The organism is Streptomyces sp. NA02950, from assembly GCF_013364155.1.
Lineage (GTDB): Bacteria > Actinomycetota > Actinomycetes > Streptomycetales > Streptomycetaceae > Streptomyces.
In genome coordinates, this window is sequence record NZ_CP054916.1 from 919,471 (window position 1) to 943,742 (window position 24,272).

The following is a 24,272-nucleotide window of genomic DNA, read 5'->3' on the forward strand; positions in this document are numbered from 1 at the left end:
GACTGGGTACGGGTGGGCGAACCTCCATCGTGTGCATGTGGGGCCCCTTTCGTGAACGGGGGAACGACGCGCTGAAGAAAGCATACAAAAGTGTGAACTTCCCCCATGTATCGGACTCGCCGGGAAAGGAGAATTCCGACGAAATATCAGAACGGCACGGTCAGCGGGGTTTGGCCACCGCCGGGAGGTCGCGCCCCACCCCCTGACGCACCCCGCCCCCCTGACACACCCCAAGGACACACCCCGCGGCGGTGGTGCCGGGCCCCGCCCCGTGCGCTCAGGCGCCGTGCCAGCGCAGCACCGCGCCCAGGCCACCGGCCGGGCCGGACACCCCCTCCGGCACCAGCAGCACCTCGGTGTCGGCCACCGCGGCCGAGCGCATCAGCGCGTCGTCCGCGCGCGCGGGCTCGGGTGTGCTCACCCCGAGCGCCCGTGCCTGGGCCCGCTGCACCGCCACCTGGTCGGCCGAGGGGCCGACCCACACCTCATGGCGCATATCGCCGCCCGCCTGCCCCAGCAGCAGGGTGGCCGCCTGGTGGCTGCGCATCGCCTCCACCACCGCGGGCACACCCTCCGCCGCGCCGCTCGGCGCGCTGCCGTCGTGGCCGCTCTGCGCGCCCGGACGGCCGCGCCCCGCGCGGAAGGCGTCGAGGACGGACTCCAGGTGGGAGCGGGCGTGCTCGGCCCGGGCGTGGTCGATCTCCGCCTCGAGGAGCGCCCGCGAGCTTCCCGCGGCGCGACTGCCGCGCTGCACCTCCACCGCCCGCTCCCGCAGCGGCTCGGGCAGCCGGTCGCGTACCGCCCGGCGCTCCCGGGGGTCACCGGTGAGGATCAGCAGCTGCGCATGGCTGTCCGGCCAGCGGCGGAGCAGTTCCTCGGCGACCTGGTCCGCGGTGTGGTCCCAGCTGTTCTCCATCCGGTTGCGGTAGCGCCACTCGTACCGGTCGGCGGGTACGGACCGGTGTCCCCGGCCCGGTGGACTTCCGCCCGAGGTGTGGCACAGCGGATGGGAGCCACCGGCGTCCCGCAACTCCAGATCGGCGCCCGACCGGTCGACGTAGGCCAGCATGCAGGACGGCCACTCGCCCCGCAGGGCGGCCAGCGGCGCCACCCGCGGCAGCGAGGTCCACGAGGTGGCCACATCGCCCGGTGACACGGCGAGCGGCATGTCGAGGACCACCTCTCCGCCCGCGGCGAACAGCGCCCGCCCCGCCGACGGCCTGGTCGCCCGCTCCCCGGCGAGTCTGCCGACCAACGCCTCGCAGGTGGCGGGGTCGGCGCCCTGGCCGGTCAGCTGATCGGCCACATACCGCTCCCGCAGCTTGCGCCGCCGGGGCGCGTCCTCCGTGGTCCGCGAGGTGTCCATGTAGACACACGCCCACGGACCGGGACGATCGAACAACGGCTTCAGGAAACCAACATCCATGACCTCCCCCAACCCGGGGAAACACGGCCGGGACCCCTCGACCCGTAGCCCTCCGGATCGCGGTCCCTTTCCTGCACACCAGGATCCCTCCACCGCACCGGGATCGCCAGAGCCGACTAGAATCGCTGCCATGGCTCGCTCCAACGAGGAGGTCGAAGCCCTCCTGCGCGAGTACGCCGATCTCCTGCTGATCACGGGCGGAGACGCGTTCCGGGCGCGCGCCTACGAGAAGGCCGCGCGGGCCATCGCCGGCCATCCCGTCGATGTCGCGCGGCTGGACGCCAAGGGGCTGCGGGAGATCCCCAATGTCGGCCGGTCCATCGCCGACAAGGTCGTCGAATTCCTGCGGACCGGGACCATGCCCGCGGTCGAGGAGGCGCGGGCGGCCATCCCGGCGGGGGTCCGGGAACTGACCGCCATCCCCGCCCTCGGTCCGAAGAAGGCCATGCTGCTGTACGAGGAGTTGCGGATCTCCTCGGTCGACCAGCTGGCCGGGGCGATCGAGGAGCACAAGCTGCGCGATCTGAAGGGCTTCGGGCCGAAGTCGGAGGAGAACATCCTCCATGGCATCGGGCTGCTGCGGGCCACCGGAAACCGGATTCCACTGGACGAGGCCATGGAGGTCGCCGATGACATCGTGGCCGCCCTCTCCGAGGTGCCCGGCTGCCGGCGGTGTGCCTACGCGGGCTCGCTGCGGCGGATGAAGGAGACCGTCGGTGATGTCGACATCCTGGTGGCGGCGGAGGAATCCGCCCCGTTCATGGACGCCTTCACCGGGCTGCCGTACACCACCGAGGTCATCGCCCACGGGCTGAAGAAGACCTCGATCCGCACCACCAAGGGGCTCCAGGTGGATCTGCGGGTGCTGCCGCTGGATTCCTGGGGCGCGGGGATGCTGTACTTCACCGGCTCCAAGGCCCACAACATCCGCGTCCGCGCCATCGCCGTCCGGCACGGCCTCAAGCTCTCCGAATACGGCCTCTTCGAGACCAAGAGCGGAAAGAAGATCGCCTCGCGCAGCGAGGAGGACGTCTACGCCCGGCTCGGTATGGAATGGATCCCGCCGACGCTGCGCGAGGACCGCGGCGAGGTCAAGGCCGCCCTCGACGGCAGCCTGCCCGCGCTGGTCCGCGAGTCCGATCTGCGCGGTGATCTGCACACCCACACCGATCTGACCGACGGTCTGGCACCGCTGGAGGACATGATCGCCAAGGCCGAGCGGCGCGGTTACGCGTACTACGCGGTCACCGATCACGCGCCGAAGCTGTACATGCAGCAGATGACCGAGGAGAAGATGCTGGCCCAGCGGGCGCGGCTGCGCGGGCTGGACCGGGGGCGCGGCCACCGGGACACCCGGCTGCTGCACGGCGTGGAGCTCAACATCGACGCCGACGGCGAGGTGGACTGGCCGGGCGACTTCCTCGAGGAGTTCGATGTGTGCGTGGCCTCGGTGCACTCGCAGTTCGGCCAGGACCGGGACACCATGACCCGGCGGCTGGTGCGGGCCTGCGAGAACCCCCATGTGAACATCATCGGCCATCCCACGACCCGGCTCATCGGCAAACGGCCGGGCGTGGACGCCGATTTGGACGAGGTGTTCGCCGCCTGCGCCCGTACCGGCACCGCACTGGAGATCAACGCCCATCCGGACCGGCTGGATCTGTCCGACGAGAACATCCTGCGGGCGAAGTCGCACGGTGTGGTGTTCGCGCTGGACAGCGACGCGCACTCCACCCGCGATCTGGACCATATGCGCTACGGGGTGGGCATCGCCCAGCGCGGCTGGCTCACCACGGACGATGTCATCAACACCTGGTCGCTCACCCGGCTGCGGCGTTTTCTGCGCAAGAAACGCACCGGTGGGGGCCGTTGAGCGGGGGCGCGGTCACGGATCCGGTCAGCGGCGGGTGTCACGCCCGGGTGCCAGCAGCCCGACGACGGACAGCGCGGCCCAGCCCACCGACACGGCGACGGCCGCGGCACGCCGCTCACGGCCGGGCAGCGTCCGGCCCAGCAGCCCCGCGTCGCCGAGGTCCGCGGCGATCCGCAGCGCGGTGGCCGTGGTCAGCGCCGGACCGCGGGGCGCCACGGCCATGGCGAGCCCGCTCGCCGCGTCCCGCAGGCCCAGCGGGCGCAGCGAGACACGGGTCGCGGATTCCGTACGGCCGTGCGCGTCCACCAGTCCGGAGGGTCTGGCCAGCAGCGCGGGCCAGGCCGTCACCGCCACTCCGTACAGCGCCGTGGCCGCACCCACCGTCCGCAACAGGCCAACCCGCATCGCCCGTGTCACCCTCTTCCGTGTTCGTGATCGCCGTGGCTCATTCCTGCCCACTGTGCCCCCTGTGGCACGAGACGGCATCATCGGACGGCGACCGTCCGTCAACCCCGTCAGCCAGGAACCCGTATGGCCCATCCCGATCGTGACCCCGACTCCGCTTCCGGCACCTGGCCCGCCCGGCAGGCGCCGAAGGCCCGTGCCCTCACCGAGCTGGACGCGCGGATCTGCCGCTGCCGGGCCTGTCCGCGGCTGGTGGAGTGGCGGGAGGAGGCCGCCCGCACCAAGCGCCGGGCCTTCGCCGACTGGGACTACTGGGCCCGGCCGGTACCGGGGTTCGGACCGCCGGACGCCGCGGTGGCCATCGTCGGTCTCGCCCCGGCCGCACACGGCGCCAACCGGACGGGCCGGATGTTCACCGGCGACCGCTCCGGAGACTTCCTGTACGCGGCGCTGTACGCCCTCGGCCTGGCCAGTCAGCCCACCGCCACCCACCGCGGGCACGGGCTCGAGCTGCACGGCGTACGGATCACGGCGCCGGTGCACTGCGCACCGCCCGCCAACCGGCCCACCCCCGGGGAGCGGGACACCTGCCGCCCGTGGCTGGCCCGGGAACTCACCCTGCTGCGGCCGACGGTGCGCTCGGTCGTGGCGCTCGGCGCGTTCGGCTGGCAGGCCGCGCTGCCCGCGCTGGCCGCAGCCGGGTGGCAGGTGCCCCGTCCGCGCCCCGTCTTCGCACACGGGGCGCGGACCGAACTGCGAGCGGCCGACGGGGGCGCGCCGCTGGGGCTGTTCGGCTGCTATCACGTGAGCCAGCAGAACACCTTCACCGGACGGCTCACCCCGGACATGCTGTGCGAGGTGCTCCGCGGGGCGGCGGAGGCGGCCGGGCTGCCGGTGTCCGGTACGGACTGACCGGACGGCCCGCCGTGGTCTCCGCGTGGGTCTGTGCGCGGTGGGGAGGCCCCGGGCACTGGGGCAGGAGGGCGCCCGGAGCCTCGATCTGAGGGACGGCCTGGCTCAGTTGAGTCCGGCGTCCGCGTCACCGGCGTCGCCCGCGTCGGCGGCTCCGGCGTCACCCGCGCCCGCGTCACCGGCACCGGCGTCACCCGCGCCCGCGTCACCACCGGCACCGCCGTTGGCCTGGGCACCACCGTTGGCCTGGGCACCACCGTTGGCCTGGGCACCGCCGTTGGCCTGGGCACCGCCCTGGTCACCGGCGCCACCCGCGGCACCGCCTTCGTCACCCGCGCCACCGGCTCCACCGGCGTCGCCCGCGTCACCGCCACCACCACCGGCGTCGGCGCCGATGACGGCACCGGTGGCCTCGAGCGCACCGGTCACCGGCTGGAAGAAGGTCTCGCCGCCCTGGGTGCAGTCGCCGCTGCCGCCCGAGGTCAGACCGACCGCCGCGTCCTCGGCGAACATCGCACCGCCGCTGTCACCGGGCTCCGCGCACACATCGGTCTGGATGAGGCCGTTGACGATGTCGCCGTTGCCGTAGTTCACCGTGGCGTTGAGACCGGTGACCTCGCCGTCCTTGAGCCCGGTGGTGCTTCCGGAGCGCTGCACCTTCAGGCCCACGCTCGCCTCGACCGCGCGCCCGATCTCCTGGGTGCTGCCGTTCTGGAGGTCGACGGTGCTGGACGCCTTGGTGTTGGCGTCGTCGTACATGACGAGCGCGAAGTCGTTCTCGGGGAACTTGGAGTCCTGCACGGTGCCCACCTGGTTGGCGCCCGCCTCGTCCGAGGTCCAGGTCTGGGAGGCGTTGCCGCAGTGGCCCGCGGTCAGGAAGCCCGGCGCTCCGTCGACGGTGACGTTGAAGCCGAGGGAACACCGCGCGCCACCGCCGAAGATGGCATCGCCGCCGTCGAGACCGTCCGCGGCCTCGTCACCGCCGGCACCTCCGGCGGCCCCGGCTCCGGCGTCACCCGCGCCCCCGGCACCGCCCGCACCCGCGTCGCCGGCGCCTTCGCCACCCGCCCCGGCGTTCCCGGCCCCGGCCTCACCGCCCGCACCGGCGTCACCGGCATCACCGGCATCACCGGCATCACCGCCTTCGGCGCCCGGCTGGGCCGGTTCCTCGCCGTCGAAGCGCTTGAACTCGCCCTTGGACCGCTTCACGCTGACCAGGCCGTCCATCGCGTCGGTGGCCTTGGTCAGGGTGGCCCATTTGGTGCCGGTCACCGTGCGGTCCGCGGTCACCTGTACCTGGTTGGTGACCGGGTCGATCGACCACGCCGTGCCGGGCACGGAGGCGTCGCTGCTCAGCGTCTTGGTGGCACCCTTCAGATCCGCCATGCTGTTCTTGACGATCTTGGCCACGGCGCCCTTGGCGCGGACGTCATCGGCCGAGTTCTCGTCCATCACATTCATGACGAGCTTGCGGGTGCCGTTGTCGTAGTACCAGCCCGCGCCGTTGTCGCCGAGGTCCGAGGCGAGGGAACGGGCGAGTTTCACCGCCGCGGTGGACGAGAAGGTCTTGGCCTCCGACGACTTGTCCGGGCTCGCGTTGGCGTTGGGCAGCAGGATGACTGCCGCACCGAGCGCGGCGATGGCAGCTCCGGCGACGGCAACGTTGCGCTTGTTCACACGTCGGTGGCTCAACTCAGTGACCTCCGGTAGGGGGAGCGCGAGGACCGTCCGGGGAAAGCGCCTGACCGCGTTCCGCCACGCCCCCGCGCGGGGCCACCACGTCGTACGCGGATGCGTTTACTCCGTTCTCACCACCACTCACACTGTGATGAAAGGCTGCGCCGGAGCGATCGGTATGAGTAGGCTCCGCCGCTTCCGCTCGCCGGACGGCCCCGCCCCGAACGGTCCGGCCCGGGGCGGCCCCGCCCCGGACGGTCCGGCCCGGGGCGGTCCAGCCCGCCGCTCCCCCCGGTGCGCGCGTCCCCGGCATCCTCGGCGGCCGCCGCCTGGGCCCGCAGTTCCCACACCTCGCCGAGCGCCATCCGTTCCGACGCCGCGGCCGGGGAGCCGTCGGTGGTCTCGAAGTGGTCGACGTAGCGGCCGATGAACTCCTGCCAGCGGTGGTTGACCGGGTCCCGGTCCAGGGCCGCCATCGCGGCGGCGAAGTCCTCGCAGTCCACGAGGTGGAACAGATGGCGTCCGCTGCGCCAGATCCGCCAGTTGCCGATCCCGGCCCGGTGCAGCGCCTCCAGCAGATCCGCCGGAACCGTGGCGTGCACCTGCTCGTAGCCCGCTTCCTGACCCTCTTTGAGTACCGAGTGCAACGCCACGCGCATGGATGCTCCTCCCTCTCTCGGCCCATCTCGGCCCATCTCGGCTCACCGGGAGTAAACCGCTCCGATGAGCCACCGTCGAGCCCGCGATGGGGTGGCGATGGGGTCCGCCCGTCCGGGCGACTCGGAGGCCCCTGCAAAGGATTCGATCACCCAGATGATTGTTTTTGATTGGAAGAGCCCGCTAATAAGCAACTCTTGACATACCGTGTCGTCGCCATCAGAGTCATCCCCGCTGCCTACCGGACACGGAGAGCCAGGAGTGATGCCTGATGCCCCAAATCCCCGCGGTCTCACGTCGATTGCTCTTGGGCGGCGCCCTGGCCACAGGTGCGCTGGCGGCGGGCACGGGGCAGGCGGCGGGTGCCTCCGGCCAGTCCGCCGCCCCGCCCGTGACATCCGCCGCTCCGAAGCGGCGGCCCGGCCAGAAGTCCATGATCGGCGTGCCCTATGAGCCGCACCGGACGGTCCGCACCGCCGTGATCGGGCTCGGCAACCGCGGCTCCGAGATGTCCGAGGGCTGGTCCGCCATCCCCGGCTGTACGGTCACCGCCGTCTGCGACATCCGCGCCGACCGCGCCAAGCGCACCGCCGACCGGCTGGCCGCCCTCGGCACACCGCGCCCCGCCGAGTACGGCGGCTCCGACACGTCGTACGCCGCGATGCTGCAGCGCGACGACATCGACCTCGTCTACATCGCCACTCCGTGGGAGTTCCACTACGAGCACGGCAGAGCCGCCCTGCTGGCCGGAAAGCACGTCATCGTCGAACTCCCCATCGCCACCGAGCTGCACGAGCTGTGGGATCTCGTGGACACCTCCGAGCGCACCCGCCGGCATCTGATGCTGTCCGAGAACTGCTGTTACGGACGGAACGAGCTCGCCATGCTCAAAATGGCGCACGAGGGCCTGTTCGGCGAGGTCACCAACGGCCACGGCGGCTATCTGCACGACCTGCGCGAGCTGCTGTTCTCGGACACGTACTACACCGACGCATGGCGGCGGCTGTGGCATACGCGCAGCACCGCGTCCTTCTACGCGATGCACGGCCTGGCCCCCGTCGCCGCGGCCATGGACATCAACCGCGGCGACCGGATGACCGTGCTGCGGGCCACCTCCACCGAGCCCAGGGGGCTGGCGGACTACCGCAAGCGGTTCGTCCCGAGGTCGCATCCGTCGTGGAAGGAGACGTACATCAACGGTGACCTGGTCACCTGCCTGATCGACACGGCCGGCGGCCGGGTCATCCGGGCCGAGCACGACGTCAGCTCGCCGCGCCCCTACAGCCGCATCAACAGCCTCGCGGGCAGCCGCGGCATCTTCGAGGACTACACGGGCACCTCGAAGACCGGCGGGCGCGTCTACCTGGAGCCGGACCACAGCGGTCACACCTGGCACGACTTCGAGTCCTACCGCAAGGAATTCGACCACTGGCTGTGGAAGAAGCTGGCCGACGACGCCGCCAACGGCGGCCATGACGGCATGGACTACGTCCTTCAGTGGCGCACCGTCCAGCAGATGCGCGCGGGTCTGGTGCCGGACATCGACGTGTACGACTCGGCGGCCTGGTGCTCGCCCGTACCGCTGAGCGTCACCTCCCTGGCGGCGGGCGGGCGCCCGGTGGCGATGCCGGACTTCACCCGTGGCCAGTGGGTCAATCACCGCCCGGGTCTGGACTCGCGCGCCACGGAGATGCCGCCGGCCGGCTGACGCGCCCCGGACCCCGCTGGGCAACCGACGGCGGTGCCGTCCCGGCCGGTCGGGCCGGGGGCACCGCCGGAACTGGTCCCATGGCCGGAACTCCCGTGCGGCGCTCTACGATGCAAGCCCGGAACGCCCCAGGAAGGACCTGACGCCATGGCCATCACCCCCGTGCGCGACCGCTCCACGATCATGGTCCTGAACGGGCCGAACCTGAATCTCCTCGGGCGCCGCCAGCCCGATATCTACGGCACGGACACGTTGGCCGACATCGAGAAGCTGGTCGCGGAGACCGCCGCGCCGCACGGTCTGACCACGGACTGCCGCCAGAGCAACCACGAGGGCCAGCTGATCGACTGGGTCCACGAGGCGCGTGAGCGGCACGCGGCCGTCATCATCAACCCCGCCGGCTACTCCCACACCTCGGTCGCCCTGCGGGACGCCCTGGCGACCTGCGACGGGATGCCGATCGTCGAGGTGCACATCTCCAACATCCACCGGCGCGAGGCGTTCCGGCACCACTCCTATGTCTCCGAGCTCGCCGACGGTGTGATCGCCGGTTGCGGTATCCAGGGGTACGCGTTCGCGGTGGAGCGGGCGGCCGCGCTGCTCGCCGCGGCCACGGCGTGACCGTACGGCCCTGATGACGCGTCAGCCCCGGATCACACATCAGGCCCGGATGACGCGGACTCCGGCCTCGGCGTAGGGGGCGATCCGTTCGTCGTCGGCGCCGGTGTCCGTGACCAGCACATCGATCGCCTCGAGTGGGCAGATCCGGGCGAACGCCCGTCGGCCCAGTTTGGAGCTGTCCGCCACGACCGCCACCCGCGCGGCGCGGGCGGCCATCAGATGGTTGATGCTGGCCTCGCCCTCGTGGTGGGCGGTGGCCCCCTGGGCGGCGTCCAGGGCGTCCACGCCGAGGACGGCCAGATCGAGCGAGACCTCCGTGAGCACCCCGGTGGCCAGCGGCCCCATCAGCTCGAACGACTGGGGGCGGGCGACCCCGCCGGTGAGCACGATCTTGACCTGGGGGCGCACCGCCAGCTCACTGGCGATGTTCAGCGCGTTCGTCACGATCGTGACGCCCGGACCGCCGTCGGAGGCGGTCAGCTCACCGCGGGTGGCGATGGCGCGGGCGGCTTCGGTGGTGGTGGTCCCGCCGTTGAGGCCGAGGATCGAGCCGGGTTCGACCAGACGGGCGACGGCCGCGCCGATCCGCTGCTTCTCCGGGGCGTGCCGGGCGGTCTTGTAGCGCAGCGGAAGGTCGTACGAGAGGTTGTGCGCGACCGCGCCGCCACGGGTGCGGGTGAGCATCTGCTGCTGCGCCAGCTCGTCCAGGTCCCGCCGGATCGTCGCGGCGGAGACCGCCAGCTCGGCGGCCGCCTCCTCGACCTCGATCCTGCCGTCCCTGGCCAGCAGCTCCAGCAGGGCGTTCCAGCGTTCGGGCCGCTTCACGCCGTCGTCTCCTCAGCCCTGTCCCGTGTCCGTCCGGACGGGGGAATCCCGCGCGGGCTGTCCATGCCGTCTAAAGGCCCTCTGCGCGAACGTCCCGCGATCGTCGCAGCTCACCCTACCCCTCGACCCTTCACACTGGACTTCTCTGCAAGATCCTGCGCATTATCGGCTCAGAACATGCATCTCTGAGCACGCAGAGGAGCCCCATGAGCTACACCGAGGCCGAGATAGCCAGCCAGCCCGACTGCTGGCGGCGCGCGATCGCCCTGGCCCGGGACCCGGAGGGCCCGGTGCGTGAGGCACTGCCCCGGGCGGGTGAGCGGGTCGCCGTTGCCGGATGCGGTACCTCGTGGTTCATCGCCCAGTCGTACGCGGCGCTGCGCGAGTCGGCCGGACAGGGCGAGACGGACGCCTTCGCGGCCTCGGAGATGCCGGTGGGCCGCTCCTACGACCGGGTGGTCGCCCTGTCCCGGTCGGGCACCACGACCGAGGTGCTCGAGCTGCTGGGCGACCTGCGCGGCACGGTGCCCACCACGGTGATCACGGCGGTGCCCGGCTCCCCCGCGGTCGCCGCCGCCGACGCCGCGGTCGTCCTGGATTTCGCGGACGAGGAGTCGGTGGTGCAGACGCGCTGGGCCACCAGCGAACTGGCACTGCTCCGCGCCCATCTGGGCGAGCCGCTGGACGGGCTGGAGGCGGACGGCAAGGCGGCGCTGGCCGAGCCGCTGCCGGACGAGGTCGTGGCGGGCGGGCAGTTCACCTTCCTCGGACGGGGCTGGTCGTACGGGGTCGCGCTGGAGGCCGCGCTGAAGATGCGGGAGGCCGCGGGGGCGTGGACCGAGGCGTATCCGGTGATGGAGTACCGCCATGGGCCGATCAGCGTCACCGGGCCGGGAAGCGTGGTGTGGTGGCTCGGTGAGGGGCCCTCGGGCCTGGCGGACGAGGAGGTCGCCGGGCCCGGTGGACGTCTCGCCGGATACGGCCGCGACCCGCTGGCCGAACTGGTCGTGGTGCAGCGGCTCGCGGTGGCGATCGCCACGGCGCGCGGGCTCGACCCGGACCGCCCCCGCAATCTCACGCGTTCGGTGATCCTCCCGTGAGCGGGCCGTGGCCGACGGGCGGGTGGCCGGGTGGCGTACCGACGGGCCGGGATCCACGGATGAGCGGGCGAAGGGAGCCGGGCCATGCCGCTGGTGGCCACCGGTGAGATCGTCGGGCCGGCCGTACGGACCGGGCTCGGCGCGGGTGCGTTCAATGTGATCCAGATCGAGCACGCCCAGGCGATCGTGGCCGGGGCGGAGGCCGCCGGTGCCCCGGTGATCCTGCAGATCAGCGAGAACGCGGTGCGCTACCACGGCGCCCTGGCCGCCATCGGCCGGGCGACGGTGGAGGTGGCCCGGGCGGCGCGGGTGCCGGTCGCGGTCCATCTGGACCACGCCACCGGGACCGAGTTGGTGCGGGAGGCGATCGGTCTCGGCTTCGGCTCGGTCATGTTCGATGCGTCGAACCTGCCGTACGACGCCAATGTGGCGGCCACCGCCGCGGTGGTGGCCGACTGCCACGCCCGCGGGGTGTGGGTCGAGGCCGAACTGGGCGAGGTGGGCGGCAAGGACGGAGTGCACGCGCCCGGCGCCAGAACCGATCCGGCCGAGGCCGCCGCCTATGTGACGGCCACGGGGGTGGACGCGCTCGCGGTCGCGGTCGGCACCTCGCACGCCATGGTGGTCAAGGAGGCGGTGGTCGATCTGGACCTGGTCACGGCGCTGCGGGCGACCGTGCCCGTTCCACTGGTGCTGCACGGCTCGTCCGGAGTGCCCGAGGCGGATCTGACCCGGGTGGTGGAGGCGGGGCTGACCAAGGTGAACATCGCCACCCACCTCAATGTGGCCTACACCCGGGCCATCCGTGACCATCTCGCCGAACACCCCGAGGCCGTGGACCCGCGCCGCTATGTCGCCGCGGCGCGCGACGCGGTGGCGCGCGAAGTGGCACGGCTGCTGAAGCTGGTGCGCGCCGCGCCCTGACCGGGGATACGCGGCCAGGGCACGCCCCCGGTCGCGTACCCGCCGTCACTCCATGCCCGTCCTCCCCGGGGTCCAGAACGGCTTGGTGACCACCGAACGGCGGGGCCAGCCGCGCTCGTTCACCAGATGTCTGCGGACCGCCTGGACCGCGCGGGCCTCGCCCGCGACATAGGCGACGCCCGGCCGCTCGGGGAGGTCGAGGGCCCGGACCGCCGCCACGAGGGACCGTGACGAGGCGGCCGGCGCACCGTTCCTGAACCGCCACGACACCTCCCTGGGCAGGGGAAGCCGGTCGGTCTCGGTGTCCACCTCGACCAGGCCGTACACCGTCTCGGAGGGCGCCAGCGCGGCCATCATGGGCCCGAACGCGGCCGTCGCGGTCTCCTCCCCCACGAACAGGTGGTACGGCGCGGGCCGGGTGACGAATCCGCCCTCGGGCCGCCCGAACAGCACCTGCGCACCGGGCCGCACGGTCCGCGCCCACCGGGCTCCTGGGCCGTCGCCGCCGTGGTCGAGCATCCGCAGCTCCATGGCTCCGCCGTCGAGATCCCACACCGAGTAGGTGCGGCGCGGGCCGCGCAGTCCGTCGAGATGGAGACGTACCTGCTGGCCGGGGGTCCACGACAGCTCGCGGCAGGCGATTCTGACCCGTCGCATCCGCCCGGCGGCCACCCCGGCGTACGCGACCGTGCCCCGGACCAGAAATCGTTCGAGCAGATTCATCGCCTCTCCTCCCGGAACCAGACGACGACCACGACGGCCAGCACGGCCACGACGGCGGCGATGACCCGGAAGCCGACCGCCATGGCGTCCGTGAAGGCGGTGACGACGCGGGTGTGCTCGGCGGTGCCCAGGGCCCGCGCGGCCGACATCGCCTCACCCGCCGAACCCGCGTGTCCGCCCGGGGCGTCCGGCACCCGGTCGGTGAAACGGCCGGTCAGCACGGTGCCCATGACGGCCACTCCGAGCGCGCTGCCGATCTCACGGGCGGCGCTGCCGAGGCCCGAGCCGAGTCCGGCCCTGCTGTGCGGGAGCGCGCCCAGGATCGAGGCGGACAGCATCGGCATCGACAGCCCCATCCCGGTCGCCATGACCAGCAGCACCGCGGCGTACAGCGGATACGGGGTGCGGGCGTCGGCGAAGGACAGCAGGGCGAGCCCGGCCGCGAGGACCACGAGCCCCACCGTGATGACGCGGCGTGCCCCGACCCGCTGCCCGAGCGGGATACTGCGCCGGGAGACCACCAGCATGCCGATCGCCAGGGGCCCGATCGCCAGGCCGGTGAGGGCGGGTGAGTAGCCCTTGGCGTACTGGAGGTACTGGGCGTTGACGAAGAACAGCGCGAAGAGGCCGAAGAAGGTGAGGGTCACCCCGAGGACGCCCGCCCGCAGCCGGGGCAGGGCGAACACCCTCGGGTCGATCAGCGGGTGAGCGGCGCGCAGCGCGTACACCACGAAGCCGGTGAGGACGACCGCGGCGGCGGCGAACGCTCCGAGGACGGTGGCGGAGGTCCAGCCGCGTTCGGGTCCTTCGATGACGCCGAAGAGCAGGGCCACGAAGCCGAGGACGAGCAGGACGGTGCCCACCGCGTCCGAATCGGCCGAGTGGCGTTCACCGCGCGGTGCGTAGCGGGCGGTGAGGGCGAGCAGCGCCAGCGCGATCGGGGCCACGCACCAGAACAGCCCCTGCCAGGGCAGGTATTGGAGGGCCAGGCCACCGCCGAGGTTGCCGACCATACCGGCGGCGCCGGTGGCGGCGGTCCAGACGGCGATGGTGTGCGGCCGCCGTTCGGGCGGGGCGGTCTGGAGAGCCAGGGAGAGGGTGGCGGGCATGATCAGCGCGGCACCGGCGCCGGTGACCGCGCGGGCTCCGATGAGGATCGCGGCGTCGGGAGCGAGCGCGGAGCCCAGACAACCGACGGTGAACACGGCGAGTCCGCTGAGCAGGGCGCCCTTGCGGCCGTACCGGTCGCCGAGCGCCCCGGCCGGTATCAGCAGACAGGCGAAGACGATGACGTACGCGTCGACGATCCACAGCAGTTGGGTGGAGCTGGGGTGCAGGGAGCCGTCGTTCAGTTGAGGGATGGCGAGGTTGATGGCGGCGACGAGCGCGATGGTCAGGATCACGCAGGCGGACATCAGGGCCAGGACGCCGCCGGAGCGTGGCGCGGTCCGGCCCGGCCGTGCGGGGCGTGCGGTGGTGACGGTCATGGAGAAGAACCTCGAACCTCGAAGGGCCAAGAGCGAAGAGTGAAGCGGGTGATACGGCGGCCGACCGTCGCTTGTAACGTAGGCGCCCCTGAGACATAACTTCAAATGCAACTTCTGCAAGGAATAAGTGCGCGTGACGCAATCAAAGCTGGACCTCAATCTGGTGATCGCCCTCGATGCCCTGCTGGAGGAGGAGAGCGTGAGCGGCGCGGCTCAGCGGCTGCATCTGTCGAGCCCCGCCATGAGCCGTACGCTCGCCCGGATCCGCAAGGCGCTCGGCGATCCGGTGCTGGTGCGGTCGGGGCGGCGGATGGTGCCGACACCGCGGGCGCTCGCGCTCCGCGAGGAGGTGCGGCAGATCGTGGAGCGGGCGCAGGCCGTGTTCACGCCCGCCGGTGAACTGGAACTGGCCACGCTGGAGCGCACCTTCACCCTGCTGGCCGACGACGGGCTGCTCACGCTCATCGGGATGGGGCTGCTGGAGCGGATCCGGCAGGAGGCACCGGGTGTCTGTCTGCGGCTGATCCCGGAGGGGCCCGGGGACTCGTCCGTACTGCGGGACGGCCGCGCCGATCTGGAGCTGGGGGTGTTCCACGACCCGGCGCCCGAGACCCGTGTGGAGCATCTGGTCACCGATGACAACACCGGGGTGGTGCGGAGCGGTCATCCACTGCTCTCCGGGCCCGTCACCCCGGAGCGCTATGCCGCGGCCCACCATCTGTCGGCCTCCCGCCGGGGGCGCTTGCACGGCCCGATCGACGAGGGGTTGAGCGAACTGGGGCTGCGGCGGCGGGTGGTGGCCTCGGTGCCGACCTTCGCATCGGCCCTTCTGGTGACGGCGCACACCGATCTGGTCGCGCGGTCCGGGAAGTTGCTGGCCCGGCCACTTGTCGAGCGGCTGGGACTGGTCATGTTCGAGATTCCGCTGGAGCTGCCGAAGCTGCCGATCGGTCAGGCGTGGCATCCGCGGTACGACGCGGACCCCGCCCATATCTGGCTGCGCGGCTGCATCCGGGAGATCGCGGGGACGATCGGGCCGGGGGCGGTCGGGCCGGCGACCTTCGGGTCGGCGACCGGGGGCCGATGACTTTCTCCCCGGCCACGGGTCCTTGCTGATGAACACCACAACAGGAGGTGGATGTTGGCCGGTCCCGAGAAGACGCCGACGCGCCCGGCGGGCGCCTGTGAACCGCCCGGCGGGCCGCCGGTCCCGCCCCGGCCCCCGGCCGTCCTGGTGCTGGAGGGCCCGGTCGGGCGGGCCGAGGTGCCGCGGCTGTGCGAGCGCCTCGGGGAGCTGGCGCGCGGCAGCGGTCCGGGACCGGTGACCGTGGACGTGGCCGGGGTGGGCCGTCCGGACCTGGCCGTGGTCGAGGCCCTGGCCCGGCTGCGGCTCACCGCCCGGCGGCTGGGACGCGGAATGCGGCTGCGGAACGCCGGTGGCGACCTGCGGGAACTGCTCGCCTGGGCCGGTCTCGAGGACGGCCCGACGAGCGGGCGGGACACCGGGTCCAATGCGGGCTCCGGACCCGGCCGCGGAGCACTACGCGTCGAGCCGCTCGGGCAGTCCGAAGAGGGGGAACAGGCTCCGGGTGTCCAGGAAGGAGTTGAGCCCGGTGATCCGCCCGTCTGATATCTCCAGCACCTGAAGCGCCCACGGCTCATGGCCGCCGTCGGGCGCCGGACGATACTGACCGAACGCGGGCATGCCGTTCGCCACCGTGGGGACCAGCCGGGAGCCCCGGCATCCGGCGCCATGGCCCACCAGCCACTGGCGGATGTGCTCATGGCCGCGCAGCCACAGCTCGTACGGCGGCATGGACAAGGTGGCGTCCTCGTGCAGCAGCGCGGTGAGCGAGTCCAGGTCGTAGCGCTCGAACGCGTCCACATAGCGGGCCAGCAGCGCGCGCTGCTCGTCGTCCAGCGGCTTGACCGGGTCGGTGGCGCTGATCTCGCTCGCGGCGAGGGTGGCCCGTGCGCGCTGCAACGCGCTGTTGACCGAGGCGACGGTGGTGCCCAGCAGCTCGGCGACCTCGGCGGCCTTCCAGGCCAGCACCTCGCGCAGGATCAGCACCGCGCGCTGGCGAGGCGCCAGGTGCTGGAGGGCGGCGACGAACGCCAGCCGCACCGAATCCCGCCGGGCCGCCACCTCGGCCGGGTCTCCCCCGTCCGCCAGCACCTGGCCGTCCGGGACGGGGCCCACCCAGGTGGCCTCCGGCTGCTCGGTGAGGGTGCTCGGGTACGGGGTGGCGGCGGAGGTCAGATCCATGGGCCGGGCGCGGCGCTTGCTCCCGTTCAGCATGTCCAGACAGACGTTGGTCGCGATGCGGTAGAGCCAGGACCGCAGTGCCGAACGGCCCTCGAAGCGGTCCAGGCCCCGCCAGGCGCGCACCATCGTCTCCTGGACGGCGTCCTCCGCCTCGAACGCCGAGCCCAGCATCCGGTAGCAGTATCCGGTCAGCTGTACCCGGAACGGCTCCAGCTGGAGCTCGGCGGCACCGGCCGTGCTGTCCACCGCGGCGACATCACTCATGGAAGGCTCCCTGCCGCGCGGCGACGCACCCGCCCGCCGCACCGTCGATCGTCGTTCTCCGGTATCTGTGAAGCACCGTATAGGGCAGCTCTGACAATCCCGCTGACGTGCGGAAACACAAGACATGACGGGCGGGTCGCGGCGGTGTGTGCCATGGCCTTCCGCACCGCGCCGCCACCGCCGGGCCTCAGCCCACCGGGCGGGCGGTCACGGCCGCGGAGTGCACCTGGTGCCCGCCGCTGGCGATCATCCGCACCTCGGCACGGTCGCTGATCTCCGCCCGTACGATCCCGGTGTCATCCGCGTACACAGGGTGTCCGCCGGGGCCGCTGCTCTCCGTGCGGTGCACCACAACAATGTCCTCGCCCGAGGGGTCCTTCGTGGTCAGATCACCCAGGTCGACGAAAACCAGCTCATATCTCTCCTGACGCCCCATGACGCCCTCCTCCCGCGCCAAGGTGCCCCCTGGCTAACAAACCGGGACATTCAACCCTATCGAACACATCCGCCTCCGCACGACCGCACGGCGCTGAGCACGGCTTCTGTCCTCAGACATGCCACTGTGCGGCACGATGACGCCCGATACTCTCCGTGAGCGCCGACGCGCGCCGCGCGTCCCCCGCCCGTTACGGTGTGAAGGAACAACTCCCGCTCTCCGGGCACCGGCAGGGAGGTGGCCATGGGCACGGACACGCACGCCGCGGGGCTGGAGGGAACGCTCGTCGAGCGCGGCGATCCGGAGTACGAGCGGCTGTGGACGAGCATGGTGTGGAACGGGCTCAAACCGGCGCGGTTCCCCGAAGTGATCGTGTCGGCCGCCTCGGAACGGGACGTCCCCCGCGCCCTCCGGCTGGCCCGGTCCCGTTCGCTGCACGTCAGTGTGCGGTCGGGCGGGCACAGCTGGTGCGCCTCACCATTGCGCGAGGGCAGTCTGCTGCTGGATCTGTCCCGGCTGCGCGGCCGCACCGTGGATCCGGACAGCCGCACCGCGGAGGTGCAGCCCGGGGTCACCGGAGGGGAACTCGCCGCGGAGCTGAGCCGGTACGGGCTGGCCTTCCCCTCCGGGCACTGCCCGTCCGTGGCCGTCGGCGGCTATCTGCTGAGCGGTGGACTCGGCTGGAACCCGGGGGTGTTCGGCCCCGCGTGCGCCAGTGTGCTGGGGATCGAGGCGGTGACGGCGGACGGGGAGGTGGTCCGCTGTGACGCCGGGGAGCGTCCCGAGCTGTTCTGGGCGGCACGCGGCGCCGGTCCCGGTTTCTTCGCCGTGGTGACCCGGTTCCGGCTGCGGCTGTACCCCCTGCCGTCGGCGATCACGACCACCGCGTACTCCTTTCCGCTGGCGGAGGCCGAACCCGTGGCGCGCCGGCTGGCGGAGGTGGCGGAGGGACTGGACCCGAGTGTGGAGGCGGGGATGACCCTGGCCACCGCCGGGCCGGAGGTCTCCGACGCGTCGCCGCGGCCCAAGGTGGTGTCGGTGACCGCCACCGCGTTCGCGGACTCGCGGCGGGAGGCCGTACGGTCGCTCGCCCCGCTCCGGGACTGCCCGTTCGCCGAACGCGCCCTGGTCCGGCGGGAGGACGAGCCGACCTGCTTCGCGTCGCTGTACGAGGGCGGCGACGGGGTGTGGCCCCGGGAGCACCGCTACGCGGTGGACACCCTGTGGTCGGACGAGGACCTGGGCACGCTGATGGCGCTGTGCGGCGAGGCGATGGCGATGGCCCCGTCCGAGAAGTCCCTCGTGCTGGTGCCGATCGCGCCCGCCTCCCGGAATCCGGAGCTGCTGCGCGACATGGCGTTCTCCGTGCTGGGCCGCAACTACCTGGTGCCGTACGCCGTCTGGGACGACCCGGCCCAGGACGCGGACCAACTGCGCTGGCTGCGGCGGACGATGAACGTGCTGGAGCCGCTGGGCACCGGCCACTACGTCGCCGAGGCCGACCTGCCCGCCGGGCTCTCCCGGGCCGAGCGGTCCTTCACACCGGACGGCTGGCGGCGGCTGGAGGCGCTGCGGGCGCGCTACGACCCCGACGGGGTCTTCCCCTCGTATCTGCCCCGCTGAGCGGTCCGCCCCTCGTGGCCCGCCACGCGTCCGTCACTCGTCACCCTCGGATCCGGGCTGCGGGACGGCCAGTTCACGGACGAACGGCGTCAGCGCCGACCCGAAGAGCGTGGCCGCCGCGATCGAGCCGAGGGTGATGCTCCAGGCCAGCGGGCCGAGCGGGGTGCAGCCGAAGAAGTGGCTGACGCCCGGTGTCTGGATGATGGCGGCGAGGATCGCGGCGGAGCCCAGGCCCGCGATCAGGACGTGCCGGTCCAGCCCGCCGGTGGCCAGGGTCTGCGCGAGCTGGGTGCCGACCAGCGCGGCCAGCGCCACCGTACGGGCACGGCGGCTGCGTCCGGTGAGCCGGGCACCGGTCCAGGCCACCCCGGCACCGGCGGCGGTGATGAGGCCGCGCAGCAGCATCTCCTTGGTCAGGGCGGTGCCCAGGGAGCGGCTGGGGCCCTCTTTGAGCAGCCGTTCGCCGGTGTGGCCGGTGGGTTCGCGGACCGCGATGGCCAGCGCCGGAGCGAGATCCGTCAGCAGGTTGACCAGCATGATCTGCCGGGCGCTCAAGGGGGTGCTGCCGGTGAGGGCGGAGGCGGCCACGCTGAAGGTGACCTCGCCGAGGTTGCCGCCGATGAGGATGGCGAGCGCGGCCCGCACCGACGCCCACATGGCCCGCCCCTCCATCAGGGCCGACACGATGGTCTCCAGCCGGTCGTCGGTGACGACCAGGTCCGCGGCGGCGGTCGCGGCGGGGGTGCCGCGCCGCCCCAGCGCGATGCCGACGTCCGCGAGCCGGATGGCGGGGGCGTCGTTGGCGCCGTCGCCGGTCATCGCCACGACCCGGCCGAGCCGCTGGTAGGCCTGGACGATCCGGACCTTGTGGTGCGGGCTGCACCGGGCGATGACGTCCACCGTCGGCAGCAGCGCGTCGAGCTCGGTGTCGTCCATCTCGTCCAGCTCGGGCCCGGTGCACACCTTCGGCTCGGGGGTGTCGATGACGGTGGCGGCGATGGCGTCCGCGGTGGCCGGGTGGTCCCCGGTGAGCATCACGGTCTGCACACCGGCCTCGCGCAGCCGCGCGGTGGCGGGGGCGGCACCGGTGCGGACGGGGTCGGCGAGTGCGACGAACCCGAGGAAGACCAGGTCGGTGACGGATTCGTCGGTGAGCTCCTCGCCCGCGCGCATGGGGCGTTCGGCCACCGCCAGCACCCGGCGCCCGGCACCGGCCAGTTCCTCGGCGGCCGCGGTCAGCTCGCGTACGGCGGCGGCGTCCAGTTCGGTGGCGGTGGGCGCGCCGGGGGTCTGCCGCCGGACACAGCGGCCGAGCACCCCTTCCGGTGCCCCCTTCACGCTGAGCAGGGCGCCGCGGGAGGTGGTTCCGGCGGTGGCGTGGTAGGCGCGGGAGGGTTCGAAGGGCAGCGAGTCGGTGCGCCGCCAGCGGGGCGCGGCCCGGCGCATGGCGACCCCGGCGCGGCGGGCTCCGGCGACGACCGCGCGGTCGGTCTGGTGGGCCATGGGCTCCGACTGCCGGGCGGGCGGGGTGGCGCGCAGGGCGGCGGCGAGTACGGCCTTGCGGGGTGAGTCGAGCCGGTCGGCGGGGAGCGGGCCGCCGCCGTCGCTGACGGCGGCGAGCTGGAGGGTGCCTTCGGTGAGGGTGCCGGTCTTGTCGAAGCACAGGACCTCGGCCCGGCCGAGCGCCTCGATGGTGCGGGGGTTGCGGACCAGGGCGCCGAGGTCGGCCAGTCGCCGGGCGGCGGCCAGCTGGGCGGCGTTGACCAGGAACGGAAGTCCTTCGGGGACGGAGGCGACGGCGAGGTTGACCGCCGAGGCGAGGTTCTCGGTGAGCGGGTGCCCGTGCAGCAGTCCGGCGCCGGAGACGGCGGCGGCCGAGCCGACGGCGATGGGCAGGCTGGCCCGGGTGAGCGAGGTCAGCCGGGCCTCGACACCGGTCACGGGTGCGGCCTGGCGGGCGGTGGCGAGGTTCCGGCCGACCTCGGTGGAGGGCCCGGTGGCCACCACCACGGCATGGGCCCGCCCGGCCGAGACGGTGGTGCCTTCGTAGACCATCGAGGCGCGCCGGGTGAGGTGTGCGGCGACCACCGGCGCCGGGTCCTTGGCCACCGGCAGGGACTCCCCGGTCAGCGATGACTCGTCGACCTCCAGACCGTCGGTCTCCAGCAGCCGGCAGTCGGCGGGCACCACGTCCTCCGGGCCCAGCGCGATGATGTCGCCGGGGACCAGGGCACCGGCCGTGACCAGGCGTTCGGTACCGCCGCGGCGTACCCGCGCGCCGACCGCGGAGCGGGCGAACAGCTCCGCCAGCGCCTTTTCGGTCCTGACCCGCTGGAAGCCGCCGACGAGCGCGGAAGTGCCGGTGATGGCGGCCACCAGCGCGGCGTCGGTGCGTGACCCCACGGCGGCGGCGAGCGCGGCCCCGGCGGCGAGAACGGGGGTCAGCGGGTTGGCCAGCTCCTCGATGAACGCCGACGGAAGACTGGTGCCGGTCGGTTCGCCGGTGCGCGGGCTGACCCCGGCGCGGACGGCGGCCTCCTCCGGGGTCAGCCCCTCACCGTCGGTGGCCAGGCGCTCCAGCACCCGGGGCACGGGCATCAGATGCCAGGGGGTGGTGGTCACCGGCGGCACCATGGGGCGGGCGAGCAGCTGCCGGGCACGCCAGGCGCCCAGGCAGAAGGCCATGGTTCCGGCGGCGGTGCCCGCGCCCGCACCGCGGGCCGCCGCCTGGTGCGGCGGCGCCTTGAGGGCGGCGACGGCGCCGATGCCGCTGCCGCCCGCCGACAGCAGGGCGCTCTCCCGGTCGACCCGCGAGGCCACGCCCACGGCGTCCACGATGAGTCCGGCCGACTCCAGGTCCGCGCCGACCAGCAGATGGGCACCCCAGGCCGGGGGCTCGCCCTCGCGGTGCACCCCGACGCCGCAGTCGGCGGCCCCCAGCGCCCGGCGGTTGCCCGAGAGCAGCAGCACGATCGCACCCTCGGCCTGGAGGGCGCGTACGGAGGCGACGAGGCGGCGGCCCGCCGGGGTCACCGCGTCCGCGAAGGCGAAGGTTCTGGGACGCGGACGGTCGGTGGCCAGCACGATCCGCGCCCCCGCCCGGCGGGCGGCGGCGGCCACCGCCTCGGCGCCCGGGACCGCCTGGGCGGCCAGCCCCGCCACCGCCTGGAGGCTGCGTCCCCTGGCCAGGCCGAGCACCCGCTCGCTGCCCTTGCGGCGGAGCTTTCCCGCGGCCTTCTGGCCGCTGCGTCCGGCCAGCTCGAGCCGGTCCAGCGGGCCGAGTACCCAGCCGTCGTCCCGGCGGACCTCCAGGGGCGCGTCGGGGTCGAAGAGGTCGAAGAGCCGCTCGGTGGTGCGCTCGGGGTCAGCGCCGCCGAGGAGTTCCAGGTCGATGGGTTCGTAGCGGTCACCGCGGAGCGCGGCCTCGTCCAGGACGACGGTGTCGACCTGCCCCAGCCGCCGCAGCGAACTGCGGTCCATGGCCAGCACCCCGCGCAGCGCCAGGAACCGGCCCAGGCTGGTCGCGAACCCCTCCCGTCCGGCCCCGGGCGCCTTGGGTATGGACGAGAACGCGACGGCCAGTCCGCGGCGGGGTCCGGCGAAGGGCGCGCCGAGCGCTCCGGCCAGTGCTCCGGCGGCCATGGAGCGCTCCGCGAACACCTCCATCCGGTCCCTCGGGGTGGGCCCCGGCCGTTCCACCACGATCGGTTCGGCCACCACGTCCTGCGGTCCGTGCACCAGATGCGGCTCGATCGCCGCCCATGCCTCGCCCTCCGCTCTCGCTTCCCGCCACAGCGCGATGCGTTCCAGGAGGTCCAGGGCGAGTCCGCCGCCCCGGGTGGCCACGCCCTGGGTCAGCGCGCTGAGCACGGGCAGGGTGGCCTGGGTGGGCTCCCCGCGGGTGACGGCCAGGGCGAGGCGCCGCAGCCGCGGATGGTTCTGGATCGCGGACACGGTCGCGCCCACCTCGGTGGGCAGTTTCAGCCACGGGGCCAGGCGCAGTGCGGTGGCCACGCTCAGACCCACCACATCGGCGGCCAGTACGGACAGGGACTGGGCGTCCCGGGGCCCTCCCGAGGGGTGGCGTGGTTCCGGCGCCCATTCGTCGAATTCCTCGCTGGGCGCACTGGGCACATGCGCTTCCGCCCGCTCGACCAGGGCCATCAGCTCCAGCTCGGGCGGGGGCGGGCTGGCCACCGCCACGACGACCCGCTCGGAGGGCGCGTTCACCCGGGCCCACAGCACCCGCGGATGCTCCTCGAGGGCCTGTTCCACCCGGCGTGCCACCTGCTCCCCGCCGATGCCGTACACCCCGTGCACCTCGATGTAGTAGCGCCCCGGGTAGGACCAGACGCCGCGGTCGGTCGACCGGACCAGCCGCCCGACGGCCGCGGCTGCCCGCGCCCCGGCGGACATCCGGTCCGTGATCGGCCCCAGCAGCGAGGACATGGACAGATGCAGCCCTGACAGCGGTGACATCGGCGCGACCTCCGCTCCCCGGGCAGCCTGCCCGGTTCGTCACGATTACCCTGAAAAGGGAAGAAGATTCCGACGCTCATCACGTGTGGACGTGAGACCAGTGACCACTCCCACCAGTTCCCGCCGGGGTGGTTCCCCGGCGACGGCGCAGGCAGCGGCGGGTTCCGGCAGTACGCCGGCCAAGGCCCGGGCCGCGCCCGCGTCGACGCAGACGAAGACGGCCGGTACCGCCACCAGGACCGGCGCCAAGGCCAAGTCCGCCACCGGCGGCGGGCAGGCCAAGAAGACCGCATCGGCAGCAACGGGCAAGAAGACCACGTCGACAGGCAGGAAGACCACATCGGCCGGTACCCGTACGGCCTCCAGGGCGACCAAGACCACGTCCAGGGCAGCGAAGGGCAGCAAGGCCGAGAAAACCGCGAAGCGCTCGCAGACCGCGAAGGCGGCCAAGGCGATGACCACCTCGCGCGGCGATGGCCAGCGCACGGTCACCGTCACCGTGCCCACGCTCAAGACCGTGGGCCACGCCACGGCCCGCGCCGCCGGCGGCGCCGCACACGCGGCCATGATGCCCTTCACGGTCGCCCGCCGGGTGCTGCCCGCCAAGGGCGGACTGCCCCTGTACGCGGGACTCGGCGCGCTCGGCGCCACGGAGGTGCTCGAATGGCCGGTGGCCGTGGGCATCGGCGTGGGCTACGCCGTACTGCGCCGCGGTGGCGTCATGGCACCGCCGTCCGAGACCCGCAAGGCCGCGGCCTAGCGCCGCGTTCCCGCACACCGGTGTATCACCGGTGCTCCCGCCTCCTGCCGGGCGGTGCGTCAACGCGCCGTCCGGCGACGGGTGTTCGGGCAAAAGCGGGCACCGT

Annotated in this window: 20 protein-coding genes; 10 read left to right on the forward strand and 10 right to left on the reverse strand. The window is 73.0% G+C overall.

All coding sequences use genetic code 11. From position 1 onward, the window contains the following. Positions 1–277: 277 nt before the first annotated feature. Positions 278–1,426, reverse strand: a complete 1,149-nt coding sequence (locus HUT19_RS03745; protein WP_176179053.1) for a Vms1/Ankzf1 family peptidyl-tRNA hydrolase — start codon at positions 1,424–1,426, stop codon at positions 278–280. Positions 1,427–1,556: 130 nt separating this feature from the next. On the opposite strand from HUT19_RS03745, the gene polX reads away from it, so the two are divergent. Beyond that, the gene (gene polX / locus HUT19_RS03750; protein ID WP_176179054.1) at positions 1,557–3,299 is read left to right on the forward strand and encodes a DNA polymerase/3'-5' exonuclease PolX; all 1,743 of its coding nucleotides are present in this window, start codon (positions 1,557–1,559) and stop codon (positions 3,297–3,299) included. A gap of 24 nt (positions 3,300–3,323) precedes the next feature. On the opposite strand, the gene HUT19_RS03755 is transcribed toward polX, so the two are convergent. After that, positions 3,324–3,704, reverse strand: coding sequence for a hypothetical protein (locus HUT19_RS03755; RefSeq protein WP_176179055.1), 381 nt, complete (start codon positions 3,702–3,704; stop codon positions 3,324–3,326). 126 nt (positions 3,705–3,830) lie between these two features. Here HUT19_RS03755 and HUT19_RS03760 point away from each other — a divergent pair, with 126 nt between their 5' ends. Next, a complete protein-coding gene (locus HUT19_RS03760; protein ID WP_176179056.1) occupies positions 3,831–4,616 on the forward strand; it encodes a uracil-DNA glycosylase in 786 nt (261 codons plus the stop codon). A 105-nt stretch (positions 4,617–4,721) separates the two neighbouring features. Here HUT19_RS03760 and HUT19_RS03765 read toward each other — a convergent pair whose 3' ends face one another. Beyond that, a complete protein-coding gene (locus HUT19_RS03765; RefSeq protein ID WP_254885421.1) occupies positions 4,722–6,293 on the reverse strand; it encodes a S1 family peptidase in 1,572 nt (523 codons plus the stop codon). Positions 6,294–6,424: 131 nt separating this feature from the next. Next, on the reverse strand, positions 6,425–6,952 hold the full coding sequence (locus HUT19_RS03770) for an L-rhamnose mutarotase (protein WP_176179058.1): 528 nt from the start codon (positions 6,950–6,952) through the stop codon (positions 6,425–6,427). Positions 6,953–7,221: 269 nt separating this feature from the next. Here HUT19_RS03770 and HUT19_RS03775 point away from each other — a divergent pair, with 269 nt between their 5' ends. Further along, positions 7,222–8,658 (forward strand): Gfo/Idh/MocA family protein, encoded by a 1,437-nt coding sequence (locus HUT19_RS03775; RefSeq protein ID WP_176179059.1) that lies wholly within the window; start codon positions 7,222–7,224, stop codon positions 8,656–8,658. Between the two features lie 147 nt (positions 8,659–8,805). Beyond that, the gene (gene aroQ / locus HUT19_RS03780; protein ID WP_176179060.1) at positions 8,806–9,279 is read left to right on the forward strand and encodes a type II 3-dehydroquinate dehydratase; all 474 of its coding nucleotides are present in this window, start codon (positions 8,806–8,808) and stop codon (positions 9,277–9,279) included. A gap of 39 nt (positions 9,280–9,318) precedes the next feature. On the opposite strand, the gene HUT19_RS03785 is transcribed toward aroQ, so the two are convergent. Next, on the reverse strand, positions 9,319–10,104 hold the full coding sequence (locus tag HUT19_RS03785) for a DeoR/GlpR family DNA-binding transcription regulator (protein WP_176179061.1): 786 nt from the start codon (positions 10,102–10,104) through the stop codon (positions 9,319–9,321). A 206-nt stretch (positions 10,105–10,310) separates the two neighbouring features. Here HUT19_RS03785 and HUT19_RS03790 point away from each other — a divergent pair, with 206 nt between their 5' ends. After that, positions 10,311–11,204, forward strand: coding sequence for an SIS domain-containing protein (locus HUT19_RS03790; RefSeq protein ID WP_176179062.1), 894 nt, complete (start codon positions 10,311–10,313; stop codon positions 11,202–11,204). An 84-nt stretch (positions 11,205–11,288) separates the two neighbouring features. Continuing rightward, positions 11,289–12,128 carry a class II fructose-bisphosphate aldolase gene (locus HUT19_RS03795; protein ID WP_176179063.1) on the forward strand — a complete coding sequence of 280 codons (840 nt, stop codon included), beginning with the start codon at positions 11,289–11,291 and terminating at the stop codon, positions 12,126–12,128. A gap of 45 nt (positions 12,129–12,173) precedes the next feature. On the opposite strand, the gene HUT19_RS03800 is transcribed toward HUT19_RS03795, so the two are convergent. Then, positions 12,174–12,851: a siderophore-interacting protein gene (locus tag HUT19_RS03800; RefSeq protein ID WP_176179064.1), complete on the reverse strand. Its 678-nt coding sequence runs from the start codon at positions 12,849–12,851 to the stop codon at positions 12,174–12,176. Next, positions 12,848–14,338 (reverse strand): MFS transporter, encoded by a 1,491-nt coding sequence (locus HUT19_RS03805; RefSeq protein ID WP_254885422.1) that lies wholly within the window; start codon positions 14,336–14,338, stop codon positions 12,848–12,850. The genes HUT19_RS03800 and HUT19_RS03805 overlap by 4 nt, the downstream gene beginning before the upstream one ends. Positions 14,339–14,465: 127 nt before the next feature. Between HUT19_RS03805 and HUT19_RS03810 the strand changes: the two genes are divergently transcribed. Next, entirely contained in the window at positions 14,466–15,425 is a 960-nt protein-coding gene (locus HUT19_RS03810; protein ID WP_176179065.1) for a LysR family transcriptional regulator, read from the forward strand. Positions 15,426–15,476: 51 nt separating this feature from the next. Beyond that, positions 15,477–15,968: an STAS domain-containing protein gene (locus HUT19_RS03815; RefSeq protein ID WP_176179066.1), complete on the forward strand. Its 492-nt coding sequence runs from the start codon at positions 15,477–15,479 to the stop codon at positions 15,966–15,968. Here HUT19_RS03815 and HUT19_RS03820 read toward each other — a convergent pair. Beyond that, complete coding sequence (locus HUT19_RS03820) at positions 15,879–16,868, reverse strand: sigma-70 family RNA polymerase sigma factor (RefSeq protein ID WP_176179067.1); 990 nt, start codon at positions 16,866–16,868, stop codon at positions 15,879–15,881. The genes HUT19_RS03815 and HUT19_RS03820 overlap by 90 nt on opposite strands. A 187-nt stretch (positions 16,869–17,055) precedes the next feature. Next, positions 17,056–17,304 (reverse strand): DUF6296 family protein, encoded by a 249-nt coding sequence (locus tag HUT19_RS03825; protein ID WP_176179068.1) that lies wholly within the window; start codon positions 17,302–17,304, stop codon positions 17,056–17,058. Positions 17,305–17,547: 243 nt separating this feature from the next. On the opposite strand from HUT19_RS03825, the gene HUT19_RS03830 reads away from it, so the two are divergent. After that, positions 17,548–18,927 carry an FAD-binding oxidoreductase gene (locus tag HUT19_RS03830; RefSeq protein WP_176179069.1) on the forward strand — a complete coding sequence of 460 codons (1,380 nt, stop codon included), beginning with the start codon at positions 17,548–17,550 and terminating at the stop codon, positions 18,925–18,927. Positions 18,928–18,960: 33 nt separating this feature from the next. Here the strand turns inward: HUT19_RS03830 and HUT19_RS43900 are convergent, their stop codons facing one another. Beyond that, positions 18,961–23,406: a cation-transporting P-type ATPase gene (locus HUT19_RS43900; protein ID WP_176179070.1), complete on the reverse strand. Its 4,446-nt coding sequence runs from the start codon at positions 23,404–23,406 to the stop codon at positions 18,961–18,963. 100 nt (positions 23,407–23,506) lie between these two features. Between HUT19_RS43900 and HUT19_RS42775 the strand changes: the two genes are divergently transcribed. Next, complete coding sequence (locus tag HUT19_RS42775; protein WP_254885423.1) at positions 23,507–24,166, forward strand: hypothetical protein; 660 nt, start codon at positions 23,507–23,509, stop codon at positions 24,164–24,166. Positions 24,167–24,272 lie beyond the last annotated feature (106 nt).

Coding starts and splice junctions, on each gene's coding strand:
- HUT19_RS03805 (WP_254885422.1), bottom strand. CDS start 14,338: ATGACCGTCACCACCGCACGCCCCGCACGGCCGGGCCGGACCGCGCCA.
- HUT19_RS03745 (WP_176179053.1), bottom strand. CDS start 1,426: ATGGATGTTGGTTTCCTGAAGCCGTTGTTCGATCGTCCCGGTCCGTGG.
- HUT19_RS03755 (WP_176179055.1), bottom strand. CDS start 3,704: ATGCGGGTTGGCCTGTTGCGGACGGTGGGTGCGGCCACGGCGCTGTAC.
- HUT19_RS43900 (WP_176179070.1), bottom strand. CDS start 23,406: ATGTCACCGCTGTCAGGGCTGCATCTGTCCATGTCCTCGCTGCTGGGG.
- HUT19_RS03815 (WP_176179066.1), top strand. CDS start 15,477: ATGTTGGCCGGTCCCGAGAAGACGCCGACGCGCCCGGCGGGCGCCTGT.
- HUT19_RS03820 (WP_176179067.1), bottom strand. CDS start 16,868: ATGAGTGATGTCGCCGCGGTGGACAGCACGGCCGGTGCCGCCGAGCTC.
- HUT19_RS03830 (WP_176179069.1), top strand. CDS start 17,548: ATGGGCACGGACACGCACGCCGCGGGGCTGGAGGGAACGCTCGTCGAG.
- HUT19_RS03770 (WP_176179058.1), bottom strand. CDS start 6,952: ATGCGCGTGGCGTTGCACTCGGTACTCAAAGAGGGTCAGGAAGCGGGC.
- HUT19_RS03790 (WP_176179062.1), top strand. CDS start 10,311: ATGAGCTACACCGAGGCCGAGATAGCCAGCCAGCCCGACTGCTGGCGG.
- HUT19_RS03795 (WP_176179063.1), top strand. CDS start 11,289: ATGCCGCTGGTGGCCACCGGTGAGATCGTCGGGCCGGCCGTACGGACC.
- HUT19_RS03800 (WP_176179064.1), bottom strand. CDS start 12,851: ATGAATCTGCTCGAACGATTTCTGGTCCGGGGCACGGTCGCGTACGCC.
- HUT19_RS03760 (WP_176179056.1), top strand. CDS start 3,831: ATGGCCCATCCCGATCGTGACCCCGACTCCGCTTCCGGCACCTGGCCC.
- HUT19_RS03825 (WP_176179068.1), bottom strand. CDS start 17,304: ATGGGGCGTCAGGAGAGATATGAGCTGGTTTTCGTCGACCTGGGTGAT.
- HUT19_RS03775 (WP_176179059.1), top strand. CDS start 7,222: ATGCCCCAAATCCCCGCGGTCTCACGTCGATTGCTCTTGGGCGGCGCC.
- polX (WP_176179054.1), top strand. CDS start 1,557: ATGGCTCGCTCCAACGAGGAGGTCGAAGCCCTCCTGCGCGAGTACGCC.
- aroQ (WP_176179060.1), top strand. CDS start 8,806: ATGGCCATCACCCCCGTGCGCGACCGCTCCACGATCATGGTCCTGAAC.